The sequence below is a fragment of the Microbacterium sp. Leaf288 genome, from assembly GCF_001422925.1.
GTDB lineage: Bacteria > Actinomycetota > Actinomycetes > Actinomycetales > Microbacteriaceae > Microbacterium.
Map to the genome: position 1 here is coordinate 761063 of NZ_LMNI01000001.1, position 18390 is coordinate 779452.

Consider the following 18390-nt stretch of genomic DNA (forward strand, 5'->3'; position numbering starts at 1 on the left):
CGAGCGCCGCGCAGATGGGTAGGGTGAGCCGGTGACCGACGACGCGGCCCGCACCAACGACACCATCCAGTCCCTGGTGCGCGGGCTCGCGGTCATCCGCGCCTTCGACGCGGAGCACCCCGGCTTGACGCTGAGCGAGGTGGCGCGCCGCGCCGAGATCACGCGCGCGGCCGCGGGACGGTTCCTGCGCACCCTCGAGGAACTCGGCTACGTCCGCGGTTCGGCGGGGTCGGGAGTCGGCCGCACGTTCGCGCTCACCCCGCGCGTGCTCGAGCTGGGGTTCAGCTACCTCTCCGCCCTGTCGATCCCCGAGATCGTGCAGCCGCATCTCGAGCTGCTGTCGCGCGAGGTCGACGAGAGCGTGTCGGCCGCCGTGCTCGACGGCGGCGACATCGTCTACATCGCGCGCGTCCCGACGCGGCGCATCATGAGCGTGCGCATCACGATCGGCACCCGGTTCCCCGCCTTCGCGACGTCGATGGGGCGCGTGCTGCTGGCGGGACTGCCGGATGCCGCGCGCGACGCCGTGCTCGAGGCATCCGCTCTCCCGCCGCTCACCGACCGGACGCTGACGACGGCGGACGCCTTGCGCGACGAGCTCGCCCGCGTGCGGGAACAGGGATGGGCGCTGGTCGACGGCGAGCTCGAGCCCGGACTGCGCTCGGTGGCCGTGCCGCTGCACGACCGCCGCGGTGACGTCGTCGCTGCGGTGAACGTGTCGACGAGCGCGACGCGCGACACGGTGCAGCACGTCGTCGAGCAGTACCTGCCTCCGCTGCAGCACATGGCCGCGGCGATCGATGCGGAGCTCCGCCTGGTCTGACCCGCCGCCCGTAGCGTGCGCGGTCCGCCAACTCGACATGCGCGAATCGCACGGGCGAAGCGGTGCGAAGCGTGGACCGGCAGGCGCCGACGGAAGGATGTCGCGGTGCATGCCGCCGTCACCGCGAGGTTCGTCGGCTTCCGCGGCCGACTCAACTCGTGTAGACACTTGGAGACGCCGTGCGGACCTCGAGTGAGGCATCCGTTGACACGAAGGAGATTCATCCATGGCCAACCGCACAGCACTCATGCCCGAGTTGTCGAGGATCGAGATCGTCGACCGCGCCGTGCCGCCGATCGGCGGACGCCAGGCGCTCGTGCGGATCGAGTCCGTGGGAGTGTGCGGCTCCGACGCAACCTACTTCACCGTGGGATATATCGGCGACTGGGTCGTCCGCGGGCCGATGGTGCTCGGGCACGAGGTCGCGGGCACGGTGGTGGCCGTCGGTGACGGCACCAGCCGCGCGCGCGTCGGCGACCGCGTCGCGATCGAGCCGGGCACGCCCTGTCGCGACTGCGACGACTGCACGACGGGGAACTACCATCTGTGCGCCGACCTGGTCTTCCTCGCAACTCCGCCGCACGACGGCGCCTTGACCCAATTCATGGCCTTCGACGAGCGGAATCTCTACCCGATGCCGAACGGGATGAGCTTCGACGAGGGCGCGATGCTCGAGCCGCTGTCGGTCGGCATCTGGGCCTGTCGCCGCGCAGGGCTGCGCGCCGGCGACAGCGTGTTGGTGTCGGGGGCCGGACCCGTCGGCATCCTCGCCGCGCAGGTCGCACGGGCGTTCGGGGCGTCCCGCGTGCGGCTGGCCGACCTGTCGCAGTACCGGCTCGAGCTCGCCGCGAGCCTTGGCTTCGAGGCGGAGACAGCGGGCGACGGGGGCAGCGCGCCCCAGTTCGACGTCCTGCTGGAGTGCTCTGGCGCCCCGACCGCCCTGGCCGACGGACTGTGGCGACTACGCAACGGCGGTCGGGCCGCGATGGTCGGGATGCCGAAGCAGGCGGTCGAGCTGCCGTTGTCGCGGCTGAACGTGCGCGAGCTGTCGGTGGCGCTGGTCAACCGCTACGCGCATACCTGGCCGACGGCTATGGAACTCGTCGCGTCGGGGAGGGTCGATGTCGCGTCGACGGTGACCCATCACTTCGCGCTTGACCAGACCGCCGAGGCGCTCCTGCTCGCCAAGAACGACCCTCGCTCCATGAAAGCCATGATCCATCCGCAAGTGTGATCAACTCGTGTTGAATTGATGCTTGCGGCCGCCGTTCAACTCGTGTTGAATGGCGGCCGTACTCAATGAAGAGGAGGGTTCGGAGTGGAACGTGTAGTACTGGATGTGGATCTCGCAATGGGAGCGCCCGGCAGCGATATCGACGACGGCTTCGCGCTGGCGCTGGCCTTGGCGGACCCGGGGATCTCGCTTGAGCTGGTCACGACGGTGAACGGCAACACGGATGCCGACACCGCCACCGCGCTGACGCTCGAGCTGCTGCACCGGCTGGGTAGCCCGGAGGTGCCGGTCGTGCGCGGCAGCACGCGGCCGCTCGTGCGGCCGCGTGCTCGCCAGGGCTCGCTGCCCGACGACGTGCCATTGCGATCGCCGCGGGCGGGCGCCGCTGCCGGTGCGATGGTGGAGCTGGTGCGTGCGAATCCGGGCGAGATCACGCTGGTGGCGGTCGGCCCTCTCACGAACGTCGCTCTCGCGATGCGGCTCGACCCCGAGTTCGCGTCAGACCTGAAGTCGCTGGTGATCATGGGGGGAGTCTTCGAGGGTCAGACCAACAACGCCGCGATGCCGGGGGAGTTCAACATCTGGTGCGACCCAGAGGCGGCGGCGATCGTGCTCGATTCCGGGATCGCGGCCAGGTGGGTCGGGCTCGACGTGACCCTGCAGGTACGCGTCGAACGCTCGCAGGCGATCGAGATGGCCGCCAGCGAACGCCAGTTCACCGCGTTCGCCGGCGAGTACACGGCCGCGTGGATCGACCACCTGGCCGAGATCGACGAGCCGGGCGCCACGTCGTGCGCGATGCACGACCCCCTGGCCGTCGCTGCGGTGACCCGCCCCGACATCCTCGAATGGCGCGACGCGCACGTCGCCGTCAGCACGGCAGATCTCACGCGCGGCGTGATGGTCTGCGACTTCCGCTGCGCCGGCAGCGGACCCGACGGGACACCGCGTCCCGCTCGTCCCAATGCCTCGGTCGCCGTCGCCGTCGACGTCGCCGAGTTCAACACGCATTTCCTGAAGAACCTGGAGGCAATCGCATGACCCGTACCGCTTTCGGCAAGTTCCTCGCGCTCGGCGCCGCAGCAGCAGTGATGCTCGCGGGCTGCGCTTCCGACTCCGCGACGGGATCGCCGACCGACGACTGGAGCATCCCCGACGAGGACCCCACCGCGACGATCAACGTGGTGGGCATCATCGATCCCGTCGCGGAGAGCATGGACGAGGTGATCGCGGCCTTCGAGGACGCCCACCCCACGATCGACGTGAACTATCAGTACGTGCCGTTCGACGACCTCAACAGCGTGCTCGACACGCGCATCACGTCCAAGAGCGGCGACCCCGATGTCTTCTGGGTCGACCAGCCCCGCGTTCCCGCGCTCTCGGCGCGTGGCTATCTCGAGGATCTGACTGCAGCGTTCGAGGGTCGCCTCGACGGACTCGTTCCGGCGACGGTCGAGTCGAGCTCGTACGACGGCAAGCTGTGGTCGGTCCCGATCGCCAACTCGACGCAGGTGCTCTTCTACAACAAGGACATCCTCGACGCCGCCGGCATCACCCCGCCGGGGTCCAGCGGGGAGCGCGTCACCTGGCAAGCGCTCAAAGAGCTCGGCGCCCAGGCGCAAGCCTCGGGCGGTGCCGACATCGGACTGATGGTCGGTCAGCCCAACCGTTACTACCAGCTGGAGCCGATCCCGGTCTCAGCAGGGGGTGGCGTCGGCGTCACCGGTGACGACATGCTCACTCCCGCCTTCACGAACGACGGCTGGGTGGACGCGATGACCTACTACGGGTCGCTGTTCGAAGACGGCGTGTCCCCGAAGGGCATCACCCCGGAGCAGACGGATGCCACGTTCCTGGCCGGCAAGACCGCGTTCTTCGTCGAGGGCAACTGGATGGTGCCGAAGATGCTGGACGCGACGTTCGAGTGGGGTGCTGCGCTCAACCCCGTCTGGGAGGGCGGCGACCCCGCCACGCCGACCGGTTCCTGGTCGCTGGGCATCAACCCCTTCTCCAAGAACAAGGAGGCGGCGGCGATCTTCATCGACTGGATGGCGATCGACGGCGAGGGCGGCTACGGCGAGCATCGGGCGTTCGCCGAGCTGCCCGCCAACACCCGGGGTCTCGAGTCCTACCTCGCCGGACCTGCCTTCACGTCCTCAGAGGGGGGAAAGCAGGCCGCCGCGGTCATCGCCGAGGAGACCGAGACGAGCGCCGTGTCGCGCGCATCGACCGTCGGCTACATCGAGTTCGAGGAGATCATCGGGCGCGCGTTCTCCGACATCGCGAACGGCGCAGACCCGGCCGAGGCGCTCGCCGCCGCCGAGACGGAGCTGACGAACGCATGGAAGCAGTACAAGTGATCGAAGCGGTGGGGACCCCCGAGAAGGGGGTCCCCACCCCGGCCGCAGACCGCTCGACGGGCAGCGCGCGGAGTGTCGGCGCGCGGCGACCGCGGAGGCGGGCGACGCGCGCGTGGCTGACCGCCGCCGCTTTCCTCGCTCCCGCCCTGCTGACCATCCTTCTCATCCGGATCATCCCGTTCCTGGGTGCGGTGGTGTCGACGCTGCATGTCCGCGACGGCGTGGGCCTGCTCGCCGAGGAGCGGTTCGCCGGCCTGCAGAATTACGTCGACCTGCTGTCGGACCCGCTGTTCCAGGCGACGCTCGGGCGCACGCTCCTGTTCAACGTGATCATCAACCCGCTGCAGATCGCCCTTGCCCTGGCGATCGCGGTGTTGCTGACGCGCCGTGTCCCGGCCCGCGGCCTGTGGCGGATGGCCGTCTTCATCCCCTGCACGATCCCGCTGGTCGGGTCCTCCATCGCGTGGGGCGTCGCGCTGCGGGCGGATGGCCCGATCAACGGCATTCTGGAGTTTCTCGGCCTGCCGGCACAGCCCTTCCTGTCGTCGCCGAGTCAGGCGCTCGCGAGCATCATGCTTGTCGCGTCCTGGGTCGGCATCGGCTACTGGATGATCTTCCTCGTCGCCGGGATCAACGACATCCCTGATGAGCTCTACGAAGCGGCGGCCCTCGACGGCGCCGGCGGCTGGCGCAGCTTCTGGTCGGTCACCCTGCCGATGCTGCGGCGACCGCTGCTGTTCGTGCTGGTGGCTGACACCGTGGCCAACTTCGTGCTGTTCGTCCCCATGCAGATGCTCACCGAGGGTGGGCCCCAGAACTCGACGACGATGCTCATGTTCGACGCCTACCGGCGCACCTACACCTACTCCCAGCCCAACCAGGGCGCGACGGCGACCGTGATCCTCACGGTCATCATGCTGATCATCGTCTTCGTCCAGTTCCGGCTCCTCAAGGAGGACAGAGGATGACCGCACAAGTGACCGCCGTGGGCGGCCTCCAGCGCCGGATGCGTGTTCAGCGCGTGATCCTCGGCGTGCTCGCCGGGCTCGTGGGCGTGCTGTTCCTGCTGCCGGCGATCTGGATGCTGCTGGGCTCGCTGCGTCCGGGCGGCGAGATCATCGGAAGCGTCAGCCCGCTGAGCTGGAACACCCTGATCCCCGACGTCTGGACGCTCGACAATTACGCCGCGCTGTTCGGGCCCCTCCGCTTCGGCCAGGCGATGATGAACTCGCTGATCGTCGCGTTCGCGAGCGTCGTGCTCGGTCTCGTGATCACGATTCCGGCCGCCTACGCGCTCAGTGTGTTCCGGTTCCCCGGCCGCGAGCTGGTCTTTGCGGCGCTGGTCGTCGGTTTCATGATCCCGTTCGAGGCGATCGCGATCCCGCTCGCGCAGATCTTCACGCAGTGGCATCTCGACAACACCTACATCGGGCTCATCCTGCCCGGCATCGGAAACGGCCTGGCGATCTTCAACCTGCGCCAGTTCTTCCTGGGCGTGCCGGGGGAGCTGCACGAGGCGGCTCGCGTGGACGGTGCGTCCGAGCTGCGCACGATGACCCAGGTGTACCTGCCGCTGAGCGTCACACCGGTGATCAACTCGGCGCTGCTCATCTTCCTGGCGCAGTGGAGCGCCTATCTGTGGCCGCTGCTGGTGGTGTCGGACGAGAAGATCCAGGTCGCGGCGATCGCGCTGTCGCGCACGTTCTCGGACACCAGCTTCAACTTCGGGCAGATGTTCGGCGGCGCTCTCGTGATCTCGGTCGTCCCGGCGGTCCTCCTCCTTGTGCTCCAGCGGTATTTCACGCAGTCGGTGGCGACGAAAGGATTGAAGTGACGGATGTCGTCGTCGTGGGTTCGATCAACTACGACCTCGGGTTGCGCGTGCAACGTCTGCCCTGGGCGGGGGAGACGGTGCTCTCGTCCGCGTTGACGCGCAGGCCCGGCGGGAAAGGGGCGAACCAAGCGGTGGCTGTGCAGGAGGCGGGAGCTTCGTGCTCGATGGTCGCGACCGTGGGGTCGGACGGCTCGCCCCTCGTCGACCAGCTCCGCGGTCACGGCGTGGACACCTCGCGGATGCGAGTAGACACCTCGGCGATGACCGGCACCGCAGTGATCATGATCGACGACGACGGCCAGAACTCCATCATCGTGTCTCCGGGTGCCAACGAGTCGCTGACGGCGGGCGAGGTGTTCGCAGCGGTCGCCGGTATTCCGGACGCGCTGGTCGTCCTGACCCAGGGCGAGTCCCCGATCCCAGCCGTCGAGGCCGCTGCGGTGGCCGCACGGGCGGCATCCCTCCGGTTCGTGCTGAATCTCGCGCCCGCCGTCGACGTCCCGCGACGGGTCATCGAGGCCGCCGATCCGCTCGTCGTCAACGAGCTCGAGGCGGAGGAGGTGGCGCTCGCACTGGGGCTGGACGTCGACGGGATCCCGACCGGAGAACTTGCGTCCGCGCTGGCCGCCGTTGCGCGATCCGTTGTGATTACACTGGGCGCGGGCGGGGCGGTGTGGGCTTCGCGGGGAGAGGGCGGCCGGACACATGCGGAAAGAGTCGAGGTCGTCGACACCACAGGTGCAGGCGACGCGTTCGTCGGTGCGATGGTGGCGGCCCTGACGCGTGGCGCCGACCTCGCGACCGCGGTGCGCGTCGGCGTATCGGCTGGCACGAGGGCCGTGCAGTCCCTAGGCGCTCGTGCAGCCGGGCAGGCGGTGCGATGACACAGGTCCGGCGGTCGGATGTAGCGCGGGCCGCGGGGGTGTCGCCGGCCGTGGTGAGCTATGTGCTCAACGGCGGTCCACGGCCCGTGTCGACCGACGCGCGTCGGCGCGTCGAAGCGGCGATCGCCGAGCTCGGCTACCGGCCGAACAAGATCGCGCAGGCGCTGCGCGGAACGCGGACCCACTCGATCGCCATGTTGATGCCGGATCACCTCAACCCGCATTTCGCAGAACTCGCGCAAGCGATGGAGGACGAGGCCCAGCGTCGCGGATATGTCCTCATCATCGGGACGGCCGCGAACGACGTGGAGCGCGAGCAGAGCTACCTGCGGTCCTTCCTGGACCGTCAGGTAGACGGCGTCGTGCTGATCAGCGCCGCCGCTGATCCCGACGTCGACGAGATCGAGCGCGCCGGGATCCCGCTCGTACTCCTCGATCGCGCTGCCGGAGGCTCGTCCCGGTCCAGTGTCGTGACGGACAACTGTGCCGCGGCGGCCTTGGGTGTACGCCACCTGCAGGAGCACGGGTGCACCCGGCTGCGTTTCCTCTCCGGTCCGGCCGAACTCGAGCCGGTTCGCGACCGCGACCGCGGATGGAGCGAGAGGACGGGCGATGCATCCCTCGAGCGCGTGTGGCGCAGCGCCTTCTCCCGGGAAGCGGGATACGAGGCGGTCCGCTCCGCGGTCGCGCGCTCAGGCATCGACTTCGACGGGCTGTTCACAGCCAGCGATGCGCAGGCGATCGGTGCGCTCAAGGCGCTGCGCGAAGCCGGGGCGCGCGTGCCGGAGGACGTCGCCGTCGTCTCACTCGACGGTTCGGAGGCGAGCTTGTATACCCTGCCGACCCTCACAGCCGTCGTCCAGGACGTGGGCCGACTCGCGGCTGATGCCGTCGAGATCCTCGTGGCCCGCGCCACCGGGGTGACCACCACCCCGGTCCATCACATTCTCCAGCCCTCGTTGCGCCGCATGGATTCCTGCGGTTGCGGCACATCGGGCTGACGAATCCGTACGCCTCGCCTCGGACGCTCTCAGAAGACGATCGTGTGGTTGCCGTGGCGGATGACGCGGTCCTGGGCGTGCCACAGCACGGCGCGGGAGAGCACCTGGCGCTCGACGTCGGCGCCGCGCCGCGCGAGCTCTGCGGCGGAGTCCGCGTGGGTCACCCGGACGGTGTCCTGCTCGATGATCGGGCCCTCGTCGAGGTCGTCCGTGACGTAGTGCGAGGTGGCGCCGATGAGCTTGACGCCGCGCTCCTTCGCCTTCTTGTACGGCTCGGCCCCGATGAAGGCGGGCAGGAACGAGTGGTGGATGTTGATGACCGGCACGCCGAGTTCCTTGAGGAAGTCTCCCGACAGGATCTGCATGTAGCGGGCCAGGACCACGAAGTCGACGTTCCCGCGCAGGAGCTCGAGGATCTTCGCCTCGGACGCCGACTTGTCGGGGCCGGCGACGCCCGGCACGTGGAAGAACGGCACGCCGAACGAGCGGACGTCCTCGGCGGACGCGGTGTGGTTCGAGATCACCATCGGCACGGTCACCGGCAGGTCGCCGCGGCGGTGCCGCCACAGCAGGTCGAGCAGGCAGTGGTCCTGCTTCGACGACAGGATCGCCATGCGCTTGGGCACGGACTGGTCGGTGAGCGACCACTCCAGATCGAAGCCCGCGAGGGTCTGGGCGATCTCAGCCTCGATGTGCGGGCGGTCGGCCGCGAAGCCCGGCCGGTGGAACACGACCCGCTGGAAGTACGCGCCGCCCTCGGGGTTGTCGGAGTACTGGTCGAACGCGACGATGTTGCCGCCGATGCGCGTGATCATCGCCGAGACCGCCGCCACGATTCCCGGCTGGTCGCTGCCGTGGACGATGAGGCAGGCGTGGTCGGGATTCAGGTGCAGGGAGGCGGCCATTGTTCGATTCTGCCCTGTGCGAAGGAACGCCGCTTCTTGAGGCCGTTCCGCGCGACATGCGCGGGACAGACGGATGCCGCGGCCCGTACCCTGACGGCATGAGCAGCACCTCCGGGGCACGGGCAGCGGCCCGCGACGATCGCATCACGATGCGGTTCATGGCGGTCCCCGCCGACACCGCCGCCGGAGGCCGCTCGGTCGCGGCGGGCAGCGTCATGGAGTGGATCGACAAGGCCGGCTACGCCTGCGCCGTCGGCTGGGCGGGTGCCTACTGCGTCACCGCGTACGTCGGGAACGTCCGCCATCGGCGGCCGATCGCGCCGGGCAGCCTCATCGAGGTGCAGGCGCGCATCGTCTACACCGGCCGCACGAGCATGCACGTGGTGGTCACCGTCTCGTCGACCGAGGTGAGCGAGCGCCTCTACACGCCGGCCACGACGTGCATCCTCGTCTTCGTCGCGAAGGGCGCCGACGGCCGACCCACCGAGGTTCCGGCGTGGAAGCCGGTGAGCCGCTCCGACCACAAGCTCGCCGAGGGGGCGCTGGAGAGGATCGAGTCCCGCGCCGAGATCAAGCGCCTCATGCTCGAGGAGGACTACACGGATGCCTCGACCGCCCCGCGCACGACGCTGAGGTTCCTCGCCCCGCCCGGCGTCGTGAACTTCGGGGGCAAGGCGCACGGAGGCACGGTCATGCGCTGGATCGACGAGGCCGGCTACGCCGTCGCCGCGGCATGGGCGAAGGACGGCGAGGACGCCAGCGCGGCGATCGGCGTCTACTCCGGAGGCATCCACTTCCTCGCGCCGGTCGTGATCGGGCATCTCGTCGACGTCGACGCGCGCATCGTCTACACGAGCCGGCACAGCATGCACGTGAGCACGCGGGTGTGGACCGCCGACCCGCGTACGCCCGAGGACCGCACGCTCACCACGCAGTGCCTCAGCGTGTTCGTCGTGCCCGGCGCCGACGGCGTCGCTCAGCCGGTCCCGCAGTGGACGCCCGAGCTCTCCGAGGACGAGCGCCTCCAGGAGCACGTGCGCGAGATCATGGCGCTGCGCGAGGAGATCGTGCCGATCGCCGCCTCCCTCACGCTCGAGCCGTAGCCCGAGGAGCTAGGCCGCGCCGACCAGATCGCCGTTGCGGGTGAGCGTGAGATACCGCGCGACCGCATCGCGGCTCTTGGTGAGGCATGCGAGGCGGTCGTCGAGCGCCGACAGCTCGGTCGCGAGCATCTCGGCGAGTTCGCGCGAGCATGTGGGCTGCGCCAGGGCGCACTGCCGCTCGACGTCGAGCACGACCTTGGCGAGGCGCGTCGACAACCCCGCCTGAACGAGGCCGCGGGCGCGCGCAGCGCGCTCCACGTCGGCCTCGTCGTAGGCCCGGTAGCCGTTCGCCGAGCGCTCGGACGCCAGCAGCCCCTGCTCCTCGTAGTACCGCAGCATCCGTGTGGGGATGCCGGTGCGCTGCGACAGTTCGCCGATCTTCATGCCGCGATGCCTCCCGTGTCGATTCGTGTCGCGCGAAAGCTTGACATTGACATTGATGTCAAAGTTTAGCCTCGCTGCATGACCTCGTCCACGGCATCCGTCGCACTCCCCGAAACCTCCGTCTCGCGCTTCCCGCTGGGTGCGCTGCTGCTGCTCTCGCTGGGGGTCTTCGTCACCGTCACCGCCGAGTCGCTGCCCGCCGGGCTCATGCCCGAGATGGCCCGCGACTTCGGAGTCGACCCCCTGCGCATCGGACTGCTGGTATCGGTCTGGGCGATCGTCGTGATCGCCACGAGCATCCCGCTCACGCGGGCGACGCGGCGGATCGACCGCCGCATCGTGGTTGCCGTCTCGCTCGCGGTGTTCGCGGTGGCCAACGTCGCGACGGCCTTCGCGCCGACGTACGAGTTCGCCTTCGCCACGCGTGCGGTCGCCGCGGTGGCGCACGGCGTGTTCTGGGCGATCGTCATCGTGTACGCGTCGTCGCTGCTGTCGGGTGCGCAGCTCGGGCGCGGGCTCGCGCTCGTCACCGGCGGGGGCACGGCGGCGACGGTGCTGGGCCTTCCCGTCGCGACGGCTCTCGCTCAGCTGACGAGCTGGCGGGTCTCGTTCGCCGTGATGGGGATCGGGATGCTGCTGCTCGCCGCCGTCGTCTTCCGCCGGCTTCCGCGGTCCGTGGTCGAGGCCGTCGCTGCGGGGGAGCGTGCGCCGCTGCGCCACGATCGGTCACTCCCGCCGCTGGCGGCATTCGGGATCGCCGGGCTGATGATCGGCCTCGCGCAGTTCCTCTCGTTCGTCTACATCCGCCCCTACCTCGCCGAGTCGGCCGGCATCGCAGACGGCTGGGCGAGCGCCCTGCTCTTCGTGTTCGGCGCGGCGGGCATGGCCGGAGTGGCGGTCGCCGGCAGCCTCGCCGATCGGTTTCCCCGTACAGCACTGACTGCGACCCTGCTGGTGTTCGTCGCCGCCTTCGCCGCACTCGCCGTCGCTCCGCACGCGACGGCCGTCGTGGTCGTCGCCCTGGCACTCTGGGGTGCCGGCACCGGTGCGATGTTCCCACTGATCCAGACGGCGCTCATGCGCGCAGCATCCGATCGCCTCCGCGACCTCGCGAGCGCGTCCATCGTCGTGCTCTTCAACGTCGGAATCGCAGGCGGCTCATGGGCCGGCGGCCAGCTCACCGCGACGTACGGGCCGACGGCGAACATGGCGGTGTCGGCCGTGGTCGTGCTTCTCGCCGCCGGCCTCACCGCGGTGGGGGCTGGACTGGCGGCGCGCCGGAACGCGTGAGACCGCTGCGGGCGAGCGCTCAGGCGGGCTGGCTCACGACGGACGTCGGGCGATTCGACACGGATGCCGCGGCCTGTTCGAAGATGCCCCGCATCCAGGCGTGCTCGGGGTCGCGGCCGTGGACGGGATGCCACCACAGCGCGTTGACGACGGGCGTCGCGTCGAAGGGCGCCTCGAGCGTGCGCACGCCCGGGACGGACTCGGCGACGTGGGCGAGCCCCGCCTGGATCAGGCCGAGACGGTTGGTGCCGGCGATGAAGTGGGGCAGGGCTAGGAAGCTCTCGACGACCGCCTCGATGTGCGGCTCGATGCCGAGCTGCTGCAGCTGGCGGGCCGCCGAGGTGAACGCCGTGCGCGACTGGTAGGTGAAGACCCACGGCAGGGCGCCGAGCACGTCCATCGTGAGTTCGTCGCCGACCTGCTCGTTCGACTCGGAGGCCACGACCACCCAGCCGTCGCGCCAGAGATCGGCGTACGGGAGGTCGACGAGGTAGCCGTGGGGGATCACCATGCCGTCGGCGGAGCGCAGCCGGTTGAGGGCGTCGTCGACGATGGCGGGGTTGTGCAGCATGAAGCGGAAGCGCACGCCGGGTGCGGCCTCCGCCGCGAGGCGGGACACCTCGCTGCCGATGGTGGCGAAGCCGTAGTCGGAGCCGTAGATCGAGAATTCGCGGGTCGAGTCCCTCGGGCTCCACGTCGCCTGGCTCTCGAACACGCGGCGCGCGGCCTCGAGCGCCGTTGTCGTGTGCTCGGTGAGGCGCAGGGCGAGCGGGGTGAGCTCGTAGGTGTTGCCGCGGCGGGCGAGGATCTGGTCGTTGAAGTGCGTGCGCAGCCGCGCGAGCGAGGCGCTCAGCGCGGGCTGGCTCAGGTGCAGCCGCTCGGCCGCGCGCGTCACGCTGCGCTCGGTCAGCAGCGCGTCGAGGGCGACCAGGAGGTTCAGGTCGAGCCGGGAGAGCAGCGGTTGATCGGACACGACGGTGTGCTCCTCCGGGTTCGGGATGCCTCGGCCCAGTGTATCCGTGCAATCTATGTGGTGGGGAGGTGGCATCGTTCGCAACGATGTGCGGGCGGGCTCTCGATTATGCGCACATCACACTTACTTATGTCTAAATCAGGCGTAACGCTGATACTCTGGAAAAGACTCCCGGCCCGCGACAGCGCGGTCCCGACCCCAGAGAGCGAGCATCGATGCTTCTCGAGAGAGATCTCATCCAGTCCGTCGGCTTCCGCAATGTGCGCGAAGGGGGTGAGACCACCGGCTTCCAGTTCCGCCTCCGTATGCCGTCGTACCGCGGCATGGCCGCATCCCTCATCGACGGCGTCGCGGTCCGCGTCGGGAACCTCGTCGACGTCCCCGCCGACGTGCCGCTGTGGACCTTCGCTGGTCGCACCTACTCGCTGCAGGAGCTGTGGGACTCGGAGGGCGTGCGTTGGCCCCTCGAGGAAGCGGCGATCGTCACGGTGCCGTACCCCGGCGGGCTTCCGGAGGGCACGCACGAGGTCTCGATCCAGTTGCGCCTGCGCATGTCGTACATCCCCCAGGAGCACCAGCCCTCGACGTACGAGGTCTCGAGGCACATCACCCTCACGTCCTCGGAGGACGGCGGCCCCTTCAAGTACGGCGTCAGTCTCTACAGCTTCATGACCGACTTCGGCACGGTGATGGACCTCGAGACGGCGCTCGCCGCCGTGGCCGACGTCGGCGCGACCGGTATCGAGATCCTCGGCGAGGGCCACATCGAGCGGTACCCCGAGCCCACGACCGAGTGGATCGATCGCTGGTTCGCGCTGCTCGAGAAGTACTCCCTCGAGCCGACGAACTACGGCTCGTGGATCGACACGCGCCTGCACTCCAGCGGCGCGAACGCGCGTGACCTCACGGCAGCCGAGGGAGCGGCGATGCTGCAGCGGGACGTCCGTCTCGCGAAGCGGCTGGGGTTCCGCTTCGTGCGCCCGAAGATCGGCGTCGTCTCGAGCGATCTCATTCCGCACCCGATCTGGACGGAGTCCGTCGAGCGCTCGCTCGACCTGGCCGCCGAGCTCGACGTCGTCATCTGCCCCGAGATCCACTCGCCGACCCCCATCAAGCACGAGGTCGTCGACGACTACATCGGCCTCATCGAGCGCACCGGAACGAAGCACTTCGGGCTGCTGCTCGACACCGGCATCTTCCAGGACCGGCCCATCCCGCTGAAGCCCGGAGAGCTGCCCGGTCGCCGCCCGGCGTTCCTCGACGGCATCGCGGTCGACCCCGCCGACATCGCCGACATCGCGAAGTACGTCGTCTTCATCCAGGCGAAGTTCCACGACATCGACGAGAACCTCGAAGACCAGCAGATCCCGTGGGAGCCGGTGCTCCGCGCCCTGAACGACGCCGGCTACACGGGCTACCTCTCGAGCGAGTACGAGGGTGACCGCATCCCCTGGCGCTCGATCGAGCAGGTGCGCCGACAGCACTCCCTCATCCGATCCATCGCCTCCACCCTCTGACGAACCGCCCGAAAACGGAGAGAACCATGCCCAACGGACTCATCGCCGAAGACAGCCTCCGCCCGCACCCGGACGGCCTCGCGCTGAAGCTCACCATCCCCTGGTACCGGAGCCTGTGGCTCTCGTCCGTCTCGACGCTCCGCCTCACCGTCGACGGCGTCGAGATCCCCACGGACGAGCTGGCCTTCGAGATCGACGGCACGCGCTACGCCATCGCCGAGCTGTCGCAGCAGAGCGAGACGCTCTGGTTCCTGCAGCAGCATCCGCTCCTCGTCGCACGTCTCGACCAGCCCGTCGCGATCGGCGAGCAGCACCAGGTCGAGATCTTCGGCGAGCTGCGCCTGCCGTACATGCAGATCATGCCCGGCCAGGACGGTGGACCCGGCATGTACGTGCCGAACATCGTGCGGCAGTCGTTCACGCTGGCGGTGACGGATACGGATGCTGCGCCCCTCGCGACCGTGACCGACATCGCACCGCCGCCGGCGGCGTCGGCGGACGACCCGTTCCAGCTCGGCCTCACGCTGTACTCGGCGAGCGCCGAGTTCCGCGCGGGCTGGTACGACTTCGATGGCCTGCTCGACCGCGTGGCCGAGCTGGGCATCGGCCCGGGCATCGAGATCGTCGCGTCGCAGGTGCTGCCGACCTATCCGGTGGTGTCGGACGAGTTCGTCGCGCAGTGGCGCGCTGCGTTCGACAAGCACGGCTTCGACGCGAGCTCGTTCGGCGCGAACCTCGACATGGGCCGCCGGCGCGACCGCGACATGACGCCGGACGAGGAGTTCGAGTTCAGCGAGCTCATGTTCCAGGGGGCGAAGAAGCTCGGGTTCCCGCTGGTGCGCATCCAGTCCGCGAAGCCCGAGCTGCTGCGCCGGCTGCTGCCGGTGGCGGAGCGCCTCGACCTGCAGCTGGCGTACGAGATCCACGCGCCGATGGGGCCGAACGCCGAGCCGATCCTGAAGGTGCGCGACACCTACGCCGAGCTGGACTCGCCGCTGCTCGGGTTCGTCGCGGACTTCTCGTCGACGATGCACAGCATGTCGCCGACGCTGCTTCGCGCCGTGCAGCGCGCGGGCCTGGATGACGACGCGCTCGCCGAGCTGCAGCGCATCTGGGCGACCGATGCCACCATGCCGGAGCGGCAGCAGGAGTTCATCGGCTACCTGAAGTCCCGCGACTTCGACCCGGGTCGCCTCGGCTCGTTCGCCCACCTCGCGTTCAACATGCACGGCCACGTCGACCCGCGCGAGTGGGCCGACATCATGCCGCAGATCACGCACGTCCACGCGAAGTTCTACGACATCGATGAGAACGGCCAGGAGCCCGCCATCGACTATCCGGAGCTCGTGCGCGTCTTCGTCGAGGGCGGCTATCGCGGCTACTGGTCGAGCGAGTGGGAGGGCCACGCGTTCGCCGAGCTCGGCGAGGTGGACCCGCTGCTGCTCGTCCGCAAGCAGCACGACCTCATCCGCGCCTCGATGCGTGCGGTGCAGGCGGCCCATGTCTGACACCGAGGTCGACTTCCGCACGCTGCCGCTCTCCGAGGTGCTCCGGATGTTCCGTGAGCAGGGCGAGCCGGCCGACCCGCGCCCCGACATCGACACGGAGTCGCTGAAGCGCCGCTTCCCGCATCTCGCGAACGTCCAGACGCGCGAGGTCGCGATCGAGGGGACTGCCCGTGCGGTGCCCGCGCGGCTGTACACGGATGCCTCGGCCGAGGCATCCGGTCGCGCCCTCGTCTGGGTGCACGGCGGCGCGTTCATCGGCGGCCACCTCGACATGCCGGAGTCGCACTGGGTCGCGCTCGAGCTCGCGGCGCGGGGCATCCCGGTGCTCGCGGTCGACTACGTCAAGTGCCTCGGCGACGTGCACTTCCCCGCGCCCTCGGACGACGTGCTCGCCGCCTGGCGGCACGCGGTGGCGCACGCAGAGGAGCTGTTCGCCGCCGACACCGTTTATCTCGGGGGCGCCAGCGCCGGCGGCAACCTGACCTCCGGAGCGGTCGCACGGCTGCGGGATGCCGGCGAGCGGCTGCCCGACGGACTCGTGCTGGTGTACCCGGTCGTGCACCCGAACGGCCCGGCGGCCTCGGCGGACCTCGATCCCGACTCTCCGCACGGTGCCCTCGCCCTGAATTTCGCGGGGTCCGTCGAGGCGCTGGGCGATCCGCACGCCTTCGCGGCACTGGGGCCGGTCGATGGCTTCCCGCCGACGTTCGTGCTGGTGTGCGAATTCGACGGCCTGCGTCCGTCGGGCGAGGCTTTCGCGCGGCAGTTGGATGCTGCGGGGATCGACGTCGCACTCCGTCTGGAGGCCGGCGCCGACCACGGCCACATCAACGAGCCCGCCGACCCGACCGCGCTGCCGACCATCGAAGCGATCGCGAGCTGGATCGGCGGGACGGAGTGAGCGCCGGCGATCGCTCGGCCTGGACGTTCGGCGAAGACCTGCGTCTGCGCAAGGACGGCGAGCTCCGCCTCCTGCTGGGTGGCCAGGTGCACAACTCGTCGAGCTCGTCGACGGCATCCATTCGTCAGTCGTTCGCGCACGCGCGGCACCTGCACGCGAACACCGTGCTCGCGCCGGTCAGCTGGGCGCTGACCGAGCCGCGCGAGGGCGAGTTCGACTTCACGCTCGTGGACACCATGATCGACGAGGCCCGGGGCCAGGGACTGCACCTCGTGCTGTTGTGGTTCGGCGCGTTCAAGAACGCGGCGTCGACGTACGCGCCGCGGTGGGTGCGGGCGGACCAGACGAGATTCCCGCGCGCCGTGGTGCACGCGAAGACACGGGGGAGTGCCTTCCACTATTCCGGTGTGATGCCGACGCCCGTGCTCTCGGTCTTCAGCGAGGCGCTCCGCGATGCCGATGCCACCGCGTTCGAAGCCTTCATCACTCACCTCGCAGAGGTCGATCGCACCGATGTCGTCGCGCTCGTCCAGGTCGAGAACGAGTCGGGCATCCTGCGCGACAGCCGCGACCGGAGCGACCTCGCCGAGGAGGCCTGGCGTCGCGACGCGCCGGGCGCGCTGATCGCCGCCGCCCGCGCGGGTGAGGAAGGCTCGCTGCTCCGCACGCTCTGGGCGGAGGCCGGCCGGCGTGAGGCGGGTACCTGGGCCGACGTGTTCGGCGACGGCTCGGGCGCCGACGAGATCTTCATGGCGTGGTCGATCGCGTCGTACGTGCAGCATCTCGCCGAGCGCGGTCAGGCCGTCAAGCAGATCCCGATGTACGCCAACGCGTGGCTGGGCCCGCAGCCCGGGCAGGACGAGCCGGGGGCGTGGCCGAGCGGCGGACCCTCGAGTCGGGTGATCGATGTGTGGCGCGCAGCGGCGCCCTCTCTGTCGCTCGTCGGCCCCGACATCTACGTGGACGACGCCGACTCGGCGATGCGTACCTATGCGACCGGATCACAGCCGCTCTTCGTGCCGGAGAGCAGATTGCGCGCGGGAGAGCTCGTGCGGGCCATCGGCACTTATCGCGCGGTCGGCTGGTCGGGATTCGGCTTCGATGGGGCCAACCCCGAGGGTCAGGTCGCCGCGATGCTCGCGTACCTCACCGGCTTCGAGCCGGAGATCGCCGAGGCCCAGCGAGCTGGACGCATCGGCGCCGTCGTGGTGGAGCCGGGCTCCCCTCCGGCCGAGACCACAGTCGGAGACCTCACCGTGAGCGCCCGTGGGCTGAGCGACATCGTCCGCGACTTCCTGCTCGACGTGGGTGTGCAGCTTCCCGACGAGGCGCTGCCGGTCCCCGACGAGACGCTCCCGCGTGAGCCCGTTCCGACGCCGGGCGAGCAGCGGCCGTTCGGGCTGATCTTCGCGGTGGCCGACGACGAGCTCGTCGTCATCGGCCAGGGCGTGAAGCTCGACTTCGCCGCACCTCAGGGATTGGTGGAAGTCGACGCCGTCGTCGAACTGCTCCTGGACGAGGGCCGCGTCGTCCCCAGTCGCGTCCTCAACGGCGACGAGCGTCTCCAGGTCGTCCCGGTGGATCGCGTGGGGGCCGCGAGGGTCACCCTGCTCCGAGTGTCGTGAGGAAGCGATGAGTCAGACCGATAGTGCGTGTCGCGAGTACCGCTGCAT

General features: G+C 69.6%; 17 protein-coding genes. 14 read left to right on the forward strand and 3 right to left on the reverse strand.

Translation table 11 applies throughout. The features are described from left to right. Window positions 1–31: 31 nt before the first annotated feature. The 8 genes from ASF40_RS03245 to ASF40_RS03280 all read left to right on the forward strand — a co-directional run bounded on the left by ASF40_RS03245 (window position 32) and on the right by ASF40_RS03280 (window position 8136). A complete protein-coding gene (locus tag ASF40_RS03245; RefSeq protein WP_056366258.1) occupies window positions 32–823 on the forward strand; it encodes an IclR family transcriptional regulator domain-containing protein in 792 nt (263 codons plus the stop codon). Between the two features lie 226 nt (window positions 824–1049). Next, entirely contained in the window at window positions 1050–2057 is a 1008-nt protein-coding gene (locus ASF40_RS03250) for an NAD(P)-dependent alcohol dehydrogenase (RefSeq protein ID WP_056366261.1), read from the forward strand. Between the two features lie 105 nt (window positions 2058–2162). Continuing rightward, complete coding sequence (locus tag ASF40_RS03255; protein WP_268776119.1) at window positions 2163–3098, forward strand: nucleoside hydrolase; 936 nt, start codon at window positions 2163–2165, stop codon at window positions 3096–3098. Further along, complete coding sequence (locus ASF40_RS03260) at window positions 3095–4417, forward strand: ABC transporter substrate-binding protein (protein WP_056366265.1); 1323 nt, start codon at window positions 3095–3097, stop codon at window positions 4415–4417. Before ASF40_RS03255 ends, ASF40_RS03260 begins: the two co-directional genes overlap by 4 nt. Further along, the gene (locus ASF40_RS03265; protein ID WP_082496818.1) at window positions 4399–5385 is read left to right on the forward strand and encodes a carbohydrate ABC transporter permease; all 987 of its coding nucleotides are present in this window, start codon (window positions 4399–4401) and stop codon (window positions 5383–5385) included. Before ASF40_RS03260 ends, ASF40_RS03265 begins: the two co-directional genes overlap by 19 nt. Then, the gene (locus ASF40_RS03270; RefSeq protein WP_056366267.1) at window positions 5382–6251 is read left to right on the forward strand and encodes a carbohydrate ABC transporter permease; all 870 of its coding nucleotides are present in this window, start codon (window positions 5382–5384) and stop codon (window positions 6249–6251) included. Before ASF40_RS03265 ends, ASF40_RS03270 begins: the two co-directional genes overlap by 4 nt. Next, entirely contained in the window at window positions 6248–7135 is an 888-nt protein-coding gene (locus tag ASF40_RS03275; RefSeq protein WP_056366269.1) for a ribokinase, read from the forward strand. Before ASF40_RS03270 ends, ASF40_RS03275 begins: the two co-directional genes overlap by 4 nt. Further along, window positions 7132–8136: a LacI family DNA-binding transcriptional regulator gene (locus ASF40_RS03280; RefSeq protein ID WP_082496820.1), complete on the forward strand. Its 1005-nt coding sequence runs from the start codon at window positions 7132–7134 to the stop codon at window positions 8134–8136. Before ASF40_RS03275 ends, ASF40_RS03280 begins: the two co-directional genes overlap by 4 nt. 29 nt (window positions 8137–8165) lie before the next feature. Here ASF40_RS03280 and purU read toward each other — a convergent pair whose 3' ends face one another. Then, entirely contained in the window at window positions 8166–9041 is an 876-nt protein-coding gene (gene purU, locus ASF40_RS03285; RefSeq protein WP_056366276.1) for a formyltetrahydrofolate deformylase, read from the reverse strand. Window positions 9042–9139: 98 nt separating this feature from the next. Between purU and ASF40_RS03290 the strand changes: the two genes are divergently transcribed. After that, on the forward strand, window positions 9140–10144 hold the full coding sequence (locus tag ASF40_RS03290; RefSeq protein WP_056366281.1) for an acyl-CoA thioesterase: 1005 nt from the start codon (window positions 9140–9142) through the stop codon (window positions 10142–10144). A gap of 9 nt (window positions 10145–10153) precedes the next feature. Here the strand turns inward: ASF40_RS03290 and ASF40_RS03295 are convergent, their stop codons facing one another. After that, window positions 10154–10528 carry a MerR family transcriptional regulator gene (locus ASF40_RS03295; protein WP_056366283.1) on the reverse strand — a complete coding sequence of 125 codons (375 nt, stop codon included), beginning with the start codon at window positions 10526–10528 and terminating at the stop codon, window positions 10154–10156. Window positions 10529–10606: 78 nt separating this feature from the next. Between ASF40_RS03295 and ASF40_RS03300 the strand changes: the two genes are divergently transcribed. Then, entirely contained in the window at window positions 10607–11818 is a 1212-nt protein-coding gene (locus ASF40_RS03300) for an MFS transporter (RefSeq protein WP_056366285.1), read from the forward strand. A gap of 19 nt (window positions 11819–11837) precedes the next feature. Here the strand turns inward: ASF40_RS03300 and ASF40_RS03305 are convergent, their stop codons facing one another. Continuing rightward, a complete protein-coding gene (locus ASF40_RS03305; protein WP_045298634.1) occupies window positions 11838–12791 on the reverse strand; it encodes a LysR family transcriptional regulator in 954 nt (317 codons plus the stop codon). 215 nt (window positions 12792–13006) lie between these two features. On the opposite strand from ASF40_RS03305, the gene ASF40_RS03310 reads away from it, so the two are divergent. The 4 genes from ASF40_RS03310 to ASF40_RS03325 are packed head-to-tail and all read left to right on the forward strand — an operon-like array spanning window position 13007 to window position 18342. Next, complete coding sequence (locus ASF40_RS03310) at window positions 13007–14308, forward strand: C-glycoside deglycosidase beta subunit domain-containing protein (RefSeq protein WP_056366287.1); 1302 nt, start codon at window positions 13007–13009, stop codon at window positions 14306–14308. A gap of 26 nt (window positions 14309–14334) precedes the next feature. Further along, the gene (locus tag ASF40_RS03315; RefSeq protein ID WP_056366289.1) at window positions 14335–15816 is read left to right on the forward strand and encodes a C-glycoside deglycosidase beta subunit domain-containing protein; all 1482 of its coding nucleotides are present in this window, start codon (window positions 14335–14337) and stop codon (window positions 15814–15816) included. Then, a complete protein-coding gene (locus ASF40_RS03320; RefSeq protein ID WP_056366292.1) occupies window positions 15809–16717 on the forward strand; it encodes an alpha/beta hydrolase in 909 nt (302 codons plus the stop codon). The genes ASF40_RS03315 and ASF40_RS03320 overlap by 8 nt, the downstream gene beginning before the upstream one ends. Beyond that, window positions 16714–18342 carry a DUF5597 domain-containing protein gene (locus ASF40_RS03325; protein WP_056366296.1) on the forward strand — a complete coding sequence of 543 codons (1629 nt, stop codon included), beginning with the start codon at window positions 16714–16716 and terminating at the stop codon, window positions 18340–18342. Before ASF40_RS03320 ends, ASF40_RS03325 begins: the two co-directional genes overlap by 4 nt. Window positions 18343–18390 lie beyond the last annotated feature (48 nt).